Genomic DNA, 9,167 nt, shown 5'->3' with positions numbered 1-9,167 from the left:
GTCATGTGGAAGAACGAGAAGAAACGAAACGAGAAGCAATCGTGAAAAAGTCAATGAAACGCGTCTCATCTCGAATGAAAGAAGTGATTCGAGACAATATTCCGTATTTCCGTCAGTCTTCAGGAACGCCGATTTACGAGGCATTACAAGCATTGAAAGGTTTTTAAAAACACGGATATAGGCACATACCTACAGGATGAGAGTGGATAAAAGCGCTTACATAAAATAAGTCCATAAAACCATATATAACCAATAAAATCGGTTGAGAAAAAAATCTCCCACAAACTCTTGACTCAAACGTATCTTTTCATCCGTTGTACAAATGAATCGTGTTATGCTAAAATAAAACTATTGTGATGTGCGTCGTTGGAGGTGTAAAGTATGCATGCGTTTCTTGTTACGCTACTTGTAATTGTTTGTATTGGAATCATTGCAGTTGTTTTATTGCAATCAGGCCGAAGTGCAGGGCTTTCTGGTGCGATTACCGGCGGTGCCGAGCAATTGTTTGGCAAACAGAAAGCACGCGGGATTGATGCGGTGTTGCACCGTGTGACTGTTGTTCTTGCCGTGTTGTTTTTCGTATTAACAGTAGCTGTCACTTATTTTGAACTGTAACAGCGGTCCAGCGATGCGGATCGCTTTTTTCATGGAGAAGGGAGGAATTGTTGTGAAGCTAGTTGCACCACAACCGTTTACGTTTGAAGCAGGTGAACGGGCAGTATTGTTATTGCACGGATTTACAGGAAACTCTGCCGACGTGCGCATGCTCGGTCGTTTTTTACAAGCGAAAGGATATACGTGTCATGCTCCGATTTATAAAGGACATGGTGTGCCGCCAGAAGAGCTCGTTCATACCGGTCCAGAAGATTGGTGGCAAGATGTGATGAACGCTTATGAATATTTAAAACAAAACCATGAAAAAATTGCTGTTGTTGGATTATCACTTGGCGGTGTGTTTTCGTTAAAACTTGGCTATACTGTTCCTGTCGTGGGCATCGTGCCGATGTGCGCCCCGATGTATATTAAAAGCGAGCAGACGATGTATGAAGGAGTTTTAGCGTACGCCCGCGAATATAAAAAGCGAGAAGGAAAAAGCGACGAGCAAATCGAGCGAGAAATGACCGAGTTTGCAAAAACGCCGATGAAAACGCTGAAAGCACTACAACAACTGATCGCTGATGTGCGCGATCATTTAGATTTCATTTATGCGCCTGTTTTTGTCGTGCAAGCGCGTCATGATGACATGATTAACCCAGATAGTGCAAATATTATTTATAACGGCGTCGAATCTCCCGTCAAACAAATCAAATGGTATGAGGAATCCGGACACGTCATTACGCTTGATAAAGAAAAAGAACAACTTCATGAAGACATTTATGCATTTTTAGAATCATTAGATTGGTAATCCTCGAAAGGAGGAAGTAAATGAAGGAAAAATTATTAGCGTTTATGCGCGATGAAGCGTATAAACCGCTTACGGTTCAAGAATTAGAAGAAGCGTTTCATATTACAGACGCCGCTGAGTTTAAAGAACTTGTCAAAACACTTGTGGCGTTAGAAGAAGAGGGGCTGATCGTTCGGACAAGAAGCAATCGCTACGGGCTACCGGAGAAAATGAACTTAATTCGCGGCAAAGTGACAGGTCATGCGAAAGGATTTGCGTTTGTCGTTCCAGAAGATCCAACGCTTGACGACATTTTTATTCCGCCATCAGAGTTGAAAAATGCGATGCACGGTGATACCGTTCTTGTGCGTGTCAACGGACAAGCAACGGGGGCGCGTCAAGAAGGAACGATCGTCCGCATTATTGAGCGTGGCATTACAGAAGTTGTCGGCACGTATACGGAAAGCAAAAACTTCGGCTTTGTCATTCCAGACGATAAAAAGATCGTAAACGATATTTTTATTCCGAAACATGCCGCAAACGGCGCAGTGGAGGGGCATAAAGTTGTCGTCCGCCTCACGACGTATCCGGAAGGACGCATAAGCGCGGAAGGGGAAGTTATTAAAATTTTAGGACATAAAAACGATCCTGGGGTCGATATTTTATCCATTATTCATAAACATGGATTGCCGCTTCAATTCCCTGAAGACGTCCTTGAACATGCGAACAGCATTCCTGATACCATTTCTGAAGAGGAGATAAAAGATCGCCGTGACTTGCGCAATGAGATGATTGTCACGATCGACGGGGAAGATGCAAAAGACTTAGACGATGCGGTGACGGTGACGAAATTAGAAAACGGAAACTACAAACTCGGCGTTCATATTGCCGATGTCAGCCATTATGTGACGGAAGGTTCGCCGATCGACCGTGAAGCATATGAGCGTGGAACGAGCGTTTATTTAGTTGACCGCGTCATTCCGATGATTCCGCATCGGTTGTCAAACGGTATTTGTTCATTAAATCCGAAAGTCGATCGATTAACGTTATCGTGCGAGATGGAAATTAACGATCGTGGCGAAGTTGTTCACCATGAAATTTTCCAAAGTGTCATTCGCACGGCCGAACGCATGACGTATTCCGATGTGAACCGCATTCTCGTTGATAAAGACGAGGCGCTTCGAGAAAAGTATGCTCCGCTTGTGCCGATGTTTGAGTTAATGGCAGAGTTAGCCGATATTTTACGAAACAAGCGCATGAAACGCGGTGCCATTGATTTTGACTTTAAAGAAGCGAAAGTGCTCGTCGATGAAAACGGCAAGCCGTATGACGTCGTTTTGCGTGAGCGTTCTGTTGCGGAGCGATTAATCGAGGAATTTATGCTTGCGGCAAATGAAACGATTGCTGAACATTTTCACTGGATGAACGTGCCGTTTATTTACCGTGTGCATGAAGATCCGAAGCCTGAAAAATTGCAGCGCTTTTTAGAGTTTATTACGAATTTCGGCTATATTGTCAAAGGAACAGGAAACCAAATTCATCCTCGTGCCTTGCAAGAAGTGTTAGAAGCGGTGCGCGGCGAGCCGGAAGAAATGGTCGTGTCAACCGTTATGCTTCGCTCGATGAAGCAAGCGCGCTATGACGCCGAAAGCCTCGGGCATTACGGACTATCAACGGAATTTTATACGCATTTTACGTCGCCGATTCGTCGCTACCCAGACTTAATCGTCCATCGTCTTATTCGCACATATTTAATTCATGGGCAAATCGACGAACAAACGCAACAAAAATGGGCGGAGAAGCTTCCGGAAATTGCGGAACATACGTCGAATATGGAGCGCCGTGCCGTCGAAGCAGAGCGTGAAACAGATGATTTGAAGAAAACCGAGTTTATGGAAGATAAAATCGGCATGGAGTTTGACGGCATTATTAGTTCCGTGACGAATTTTGGACTGTTTGTTGAACTGCCAAATACAGTCGAAGGGCTTGTGCACGTCAGCTATTTAACAGATGATTACTACCATTACGATGAGCAACATTATGCGATGATTGGTGAGCGAACGGGGAAAGTATATCGCATTGGCGATCAAATTACGGTGCGGGTCATTAATGTGAATAAAGAGGAGCGCATTGTCGACTTTGAAATTGTCGGCATGAAAGGTCGGAAAAACAAACAACCGAAAGCAGCTCCTGTCGTCATTGAAGGAAAACGGAAAAAGAAAAAAGAAGAAGAATGGCCAACGAAAAAAACGAAGAAAAAGAAAAAGTTTTATGAAGATATACCAGACATGAAAAAGAAGAAGAAAAAGAAAAAACGATAAGAAAAGCCTCGTCAGTAGAGGCTTTTCCTTTCTTATCATTTTTGTTAAAATATTCGTTGTCTGAAGGGAGGGAAACAAATGCCAAAAGGGGAAGGAAAGCTCATTGCTCAAAATAAAAAAGCCCATCACGATTATTTTATCGAAGAAACGTACGAAGCAGGACTCGTGTTGCAAGGAACGGAAATTAAGTCGATTCGCGCTGGAAAAGTGAATTTGAAAGATTCATTCGCAAAAGTGGAAAAAGGTGAAGTGTTTTTGCATAATATGCATATTAGTCCGTACGAACAAGGTAATCGCTACAATCACGATCCGTTGCGGACGCGCAAATTATTGCTTCACCGCCGTGAAATTAATAAGCTTATCGGTTATACGAAAGAGCAAGGCTATACGCTTGTGCCGTTAAAACTATACATTAAAGATGGCTTTGCGAAATTGTTGTTAGGGGTCGGAAAAGGAAAGAAAAAATACGACAAACGGGAAGATATGAAAAAGAAAGAAGCGCAACGTGAAGTGGAACGTGCATTTCGTGAACGTCAGAAATAATCCAAGAAGTTACAATTGCAAATGAGCGAGAATGTGCTATAATAAATGATGTCAGCCAGTTATAAAAGCTTAAGCTTCCTTCGTACGTTTCTCTTATACGGGGACGTTACGGATTCGACAGGGGTAGATCGAGCTTAAGCTGCGAGCCGAGGGGATCGTCCTCGTAAAAACGTCACTTAAAGATAACTGGCAAAGAAAACTACGCTTTAGCTGCTTAATTAACGCGGCTAACTCCTACCGCCATCGTCCATGTGGCGGCCTAGGGGTTCATACCAAGTGGGCTACGCCTAAGTCCGCCGTCTGAGGACGAGGGAAGAGATCAATCAGACTAGCTGCTCGGATGCCTGTCGGTAGGCGGAAGAAGCGGCGAAATAAAAATATACCGACTACGCTCGTAGACGCTTAAGTGGCGATATCTCTGGACGTGGGTTCGACTCCCACCGTCTCCATTTCCAACATTTGAACGGTTCGGATTAGAAATCGTAAAACCCTTGATACGACTGCGTTTGCGGTCGTTTTTTATTTTTCGAAAATCCGATTGAAAACGATAGAATTCGAAAAAATTTTGCACAAATTTTGCACGGCTTTTTTATTTTGCATTGTATAGTTCCCGCATCGTTAGATCGACTTGGCGGGATTCTTTCTGCTCCATTTCATCCATGATGTGCGAATACGTTTGGAGGGTAGTTACAATGTCTTTATGCCCTAGTCGTCTGGAAACATACTTGATGTTCACACCCTTAAACAACAGCATCGAGGCGTGAGTATGTCGTAAGCCATGACAAGTGATTTCTTTAATTTTGGCTTTCTTACATAATTGACGCAACGTCTTGTTTACTGCTGTATTCGTGACAAGTTTGAATTGGATGTTCACAAAAACAAGATTGTGCTCATTTCTCAAACCCGTTTTTAACGCAAATTCTTGTTGCTTCCGTTTCAAATCTTTCAAAATGCTTAATGTATGTTCGTCAATAGTGATTGTTCGTTTTGAAGCATAGTTTTTTGTGTTATCAAATCCATTTTTATATTTATGATCCCACGTTTTATTGATGGCGACAGCCTTATTTTCAAAGTCAACGCAATCCCAAGTTAAACCGATGATTTCTGAAAAGCGCGCGCCGGTAGCCAAAGCAAATAAAATGATGTATCGCGAAATGTATCGCAACTGCAAGTTCTCGGTCGTCACCTTTAACAGCTTGGCCACTTCTTCATAGTTCAAGTATTTGATTTCCTCGTCCTTTGGCGCCACTTTCCCAACAGCCACCGCATTAAATGTCGGGTCTTTATGAATAATCCCATCCGCCAGCGCCTCTTTTAAGCACGCTCGCATATAGGTGTGATGTTTCTTTACCGATGCGGTGGAATGAGTTTCCCCATACTCGTTTAACGCCTTTTGGTACATTTCGCGAGTTAGGTCTTTCAATTTGACGCCAGCAAAGTATTTTTCCACAAATTCCACAGCGCGTCTAATATCGTTGTCGTTATCTACACTCTTTTTACCTTTACGGAAAATCTCGTACCAATTCCGCATATACTCCGAAAACAGCTGATCGCCAGCGTTGATGTCATAGCCTTTGTGCAGTTGCTTCTCCAATTCGGCGGCCGCCAGCTCCGCCTCCTTTTTGGTGCGGAAGCCGCCTTTCGTTTTCGTTTTGTATTGCCCATTTTCTTTGTATGAAACACGATAACGCCAACCGTTTTTCACTTTTTGAATGCTGGCCAAATGTATTCACCCCTTTCTTGGCATCGGTATTACTAAGCGTGCAGGCTGGCTCTTATCATTTTAAGCATTTTGTCGTCCGGTGTTGGTATGATTTAAGATGTTTTTGAGTGAATTTGGTCGATTTGTTGCAAGTAACGGATAATTTCTTGCTGTTCCTCATCCGTTAAGTTGCCGTCAATGAACAACGATCCATCATGTGCGGCAGCGTACTCATGAAGCAGATGAAGACTGCTTGCCGTGTCATCGCTGGAAGCGGTAGCAGTTGTCTCGGCGATCTGCATATGATTGGAGAGTACCTCGTAAAATTGATAGCTGTTCCATTGCTCCATAAAGCGCTCCCAGCGACGTTTCGCAAACAGCGGCTCTACGCCAAATGTTTCGCTCAACATATAGACGATCTCTTTCTCTGTAGTCGGTAACTTCAGCTCGAGCAGCATAAAAGTCGGTACACAAAAATGAAATGCGAAATTCACAGCCTGCGCTTCTTGAAGTTGCACCATTGACTCCGGGAGAATTAATTGGTTCCCAGAGTGTCGCAGTACATGGCATAATTCATGGCCAAAATCTTGCCATTGCCGTTGCCGAGTAAGTCGACGATCGATAATGATGCTGTAAACCCCATTCCGTTCGATAGCTGTACTTCTAATGTCTGCAAAATGCAGCCATATATTTAACTTCGCTGCAATATCAATCATATCAAGCTGATATGGATTAGAGATAGATAAGCTTTTGTATAAGTTACATACATACTGCTCAATCGGTGTGAAATGGTATAGAGAACATTTCATGGAAATCACCTCAATACCATTATAGGAACGTATGTTTGGTTTTGCAAGAGATGGAATATCTTATTTTGAGCATAAAAATTTTTAAACAATAAAATATGCTAATCTTGAAACATAAACAAACTATGTATATATTTTATATTAACGAATGTATTAAGGATGGGATAAAATGATGGCGAGAAGTTGTGATTATGATTATTTTTTAAATACCTTAACCCTAAAAGAAGAAAGTTTAGTGTTTTTATTAGAAACCTTATTAATGAAAAATGATAAAAAAATAAATGATGGTAGAAAAAAAATACTAAGAGAAATGGATTGCTGGCAAGGAAGAGCAGATCTTGTTGTGGCTGAAACTAAAAATGAAAAAATTATTCCTAAAGAGAAAGCCGTTCTTTTATCCAATTTAACTAATGCGCGAGTCATTTCTTTATTACATAAGAAGGCACCGCGTACCTTAAGTTTTTTAGTAAAACGGACAGGATTAACTGAACAAACTTTAAAAAAATCCCTCCGCACGTTATTAAATGAAGAGATTATTGTAGAAAATAGTAATAGAAGTTACCTACTACACCAAGATTTTGAGATACCGAAAGTTATTTTTAATGCTTACGAGGCAAAGCTGCATAATTGGAGAAGAGCTTTGTATCAAGCAACGCAATACTTCGGTTTTGCTAATAATTCATGGGTTGTAATGCCAAGAAAGTATATATCTCCCGCGATAAATAATATCGAATTATTTCGAATTAATGGAGTAGGGTTAATTAGTATTGATGAGAAAGGGGAGTTTGTTATTCATTTAAAAGCTAAAAAAAACCAACCAAGTAAAAAAGCTTTTTACTTAGTTGGTATTGGTAAACTATTCGTACAAAATTACTATACTTGATGTATATTTCTAAACTGTTTTAGAGCTGTATCCCAATTTCCTAAGTGATGACTAGAAGATGAGGTGTCGAATTGGATGGCCATGGACTCTAAAATTTTGTATAGTGCTTTTGCATGATCAATTTGTTTTTGAATTTCATCTAAACGCTCAGAAATATCCAATTTCTTTAAATTGTTAATTCCCTTTTTTAATGCGCTCCAATGCTGCAGATGGCTAATTGATCTCGACCATTCCGTGGAAGGGCTGGAACCGGATAGTACTATGTTATCATATAGTGCTTTACTCAAATAGTCTTCTAAGTCCCCACTATATGTTTTTATAACTTTTGCAATTGAATCTAATTCAGACATTAATATAGAATTAAGAAGTGGTAAAGAAGTATATCTTTCTCGAGGCGGTCTTCCGCCTGACGATGGTAATATTCTTTGTTGTATAGTAAATTTACGCAAACTATTGTGCCAGCCATTACCAATTCCGTAAGCTCCAACTGCTAAGTACAGTAGCCCTACTATATCGGAATATCCTAATATTACTTTATATTCATTAACCTCACCTAAAGAATAAATCATTGTCAATAAATTTATTAATGATGTAACCTCGTCGAATTTTTGATCGTAACCAGTATTATTTCGGGCTACTGTAATGTAAAAACCTTCTGTTTCTAACATTGTTAATTCATTGAGAAATTCGTCTACACTTCTGGATTCATTTAGAGCACTTTCATTAAAAACCAATGAAATAAATAATGGTCTTCCTAATTTTTTTGCTTCAGCAACTGACTCTTCAGCCATACTCAATGATATTTGTGCATATCTATCTGTAAAGTTAGGAATGAGTATAGTCGGTGATACAAGTTGGTGTAGGTCCAACTCCTGTTGAAATATTAAACATTTAGAAACGTATTCATGTATATTACGCAAAGATCTTAAATTAGATAGGGCAAGTTTACCTGGATAGTAACTTAGTGAGTCTAGGTGCTTACTCACGCCATCGATATAAGTTGCATAGTAGAATTGAGGGTCAAGTAATATTTCAGTTGTTGGATAACTCTGTTCAAGCTCTTTTTTTAAAGCAATGATGTTTTCCTTTTTTTCATCGCGCGGACTCAAAATAACACCATCTAATGACTGATCCTCTAAACCTTTATGTATTTTGTTACCTTTTCCGTGCCCTTGTTGAGCAAAAAGCTTCACTTATAACTCCTCCCTTATCTGTGTTAGTTGCTGAATGTAACTATTCACCCGAGTGCTAGTGTGTAAAGTAGCCCAGCACAAATAGGGCATTTCTGTCATAGAAAATGCCCTAGGTAGCGGAAAGAACACGATCTATCGTTTCGCCTGTCAACAGAAGACACAACGAGTCCCACACGTTTTTTTCGTGTTTCGTGAGTGTGGAAACGATGCTTCTTGCGATGCAAAACGACTGCGCGAACGTTTCCTGACGAAATGTACCCGAGATGTTCTCTTTGACTTTGACCATGCGAAGATCTCGTTCGGCTTGGTTGTTGTCAAAGGGAACGTGAGCTTCA

At 40.8% G+C, this 9,167-nt stretch carries 9 protein-coding genes and 1 other RNA gene; 6 read left to right on the top strand and 4 right to left on the bottom strand.

The window, feature by feature from the left end; genetic code table 11:
- The first annotated feature begins 381 nt into the window (after positions 1-381).
- The 5 genes from secG to ssrA all read left to right on the top strand — a co-directional run bounded on the left by secG (position 382) and on the right by ssrA (position 4,700).
- Complete coding sequence (gene secG, locus JV16_RS14555; RefSeq protein WP_042536437.1) at positions 382-615, top strand: preprotein translocase subunit SecG; 234 nt, start codon at positions 382-384, stop codon at positions 613-615.
- A 31-nt stretch (positions 616-646) separates the two neighbouring features.
- Positions 647-1,405, top strand: coding sequence for an alpha/beta hydrolase (locus JV16_RS14550; protein ID WP_108912074.1), 759 nt, complete (start codon positions 647-649; stop codon positions 1,403-1,405).
- A gap of 20 nt (positions 1,406-1,425) precedes the next feature.
- Positions 1,426-3,705, top strand: coding sequence for a ribonuclease R (gene rnr, locus JV16_RS14545; RefSeq protein WP_021093680.1), 2,280 nt, complete (start codon positions 1,426-1,428; stop codon positions 3,703-3,705).
- Positions 3,706-3,783: 78 nt separating this feature from the next.
- Positions 3,784-4,248: an SsrA-binding protein SmpB gene (gene smpB / locus JV16_RS14540; protein ID WP_003399367.1), complete on the top strand. Its 465-nt coding sequence runs from the start codon at positions 3,784-3,786 to the stop codon at positions 4,246-4,248.
- A gap of 99 nt (positions 4,249-4,347) precedes the next feature.
- Positions 4,348-4,700: a transfer-messenger RNA gene (ssrA, locus tag JV16_RS15450) on the top strand.
- Positions 4,701-4,837: 137 nt separating this feature from the next.
- Here ssrA and JV16_RS14535 read toward each other — a convergent pair.
- Entirely contained in the window at positions 4,838-5,971 is a 1,134-nt protein-coding gene (locus tag JV16_RS14535) for a tyrosine-type recombinase/integrase (protein ID WP_042536436.1), read from the bottom strand.
- A 92-nt stretch (positions 5,972-6,063) separates the two neighbouring features.
- Positions 6,064-6,759, bottom strand: a complete 696-nt coding sequence (locus tag JV16_RS14530) for an ImmA/IrrE family metallo-endopeptidase (RefSeq protein ID WP_052481274.1) — start codon at positions 6,757-6,759, stop codon at positions 6,064-6,066.
- A gap of 166 nt (positions 6,760-6,925) precedes the next feature.
- Here JV16_RS14530 and JV16_RS14525 point away from each other — a divergent pair, with 166 nt between their 5' ends.
- Positions 6,926-7,639, top strand: coding sequence for a helix-turn-helix transcriptional regulator (locus JV16_RS14525; RefSeq protein WP_042536435.1), 714 nt, complete (start codon positions 6,926-6,928; stop codon positions 7,637-7,639).
- Here the strand turns inward: JV16_RS14525 and JV16_RS14520 are convergent.
- Both JV16_RS14520 and JV16_RS14515 read right to left on the bottom strand, forming a co-directional pair.
- Positions 7,630-8,832, bottom strand: a complete 1,203-nt coding sequence (locus JV16_RS14520; protein WP_042536434.1) for a hypothetical protein — start codon at positions 8,830-8,832, stop codon at positions 7,630-7,632. The two genes, JV16_RS14525 and JV16_RS14520, sit on opposite strands and share 10 nt — an antisense overlap.
- 109 nt (positions 8,833-8,941) lie before the next feature.
- Positions 8,942-9,167 (bottom strand): IS66 family transposase (locus JV16_RS14515; RefSeq protein ID WP_042536433.1); only part of this gene is annotated, 226 nt, incomplete at its 5' end.

This window comes from Anoxybacillus ayderensis (genome assembly GCF_000833605.1).
GTDB classification, from domain to species: domain Bacteria; phylum Bacillota; class Bacilli; order Bacillales; family Anoxybacillaceae; genus Anoxybacillus; species Anoxybacillus ayderensis.
Note: the sequence above shows the minus strand (reverse complement) of the source record. Positions and strands in the feature narration are given on the sequence as shown.

Excerpts from the sequence above, each read along its gene's own strand:
- smpB (WP_003399367.1), top strand. The coding sequence starts at position 3,784 with ATGCCAAAAGGGGAAGGAAAGCTCATTGCTCAAAATAAAAAAGCCCAT.
- secG (WP_042536437.1), top strand. The coding sequence starts at position 382 with ATGCATGCGTTTCTTGTTACGCTACTTGTAATTGTTTGTATTGGAATC.
- rnr (WP_021093680.1), top strand. The coding sequence starts at position 1,426 with ATGAAGGAAAAATTATTAGCGTTTATGCGCGATGAAGCGTATAAACCG.
- JV16_RS14550 (WP_108912074.1), top strand. The coding sequence starts at position 647 with ATGGAGAAGGGAGGAATTGTTGTGAAGCTAGTTGCACCACAACCGTTT.
- JV16_RS14530 (WP_052481274.1), bottom strand. The coding sequence starts at position 6,759 with ATGAAATGTTCTCTATACCATTTCACACCGATTGAGCAGTATGTATGT.
- JV16_RS14525 (WP_042536435.1), top strand. The coding sequence starts at position 6,926 with ATGATGGCGAGAAGTTGTGATTATGATTATTTTTTAAATACCTTAACC.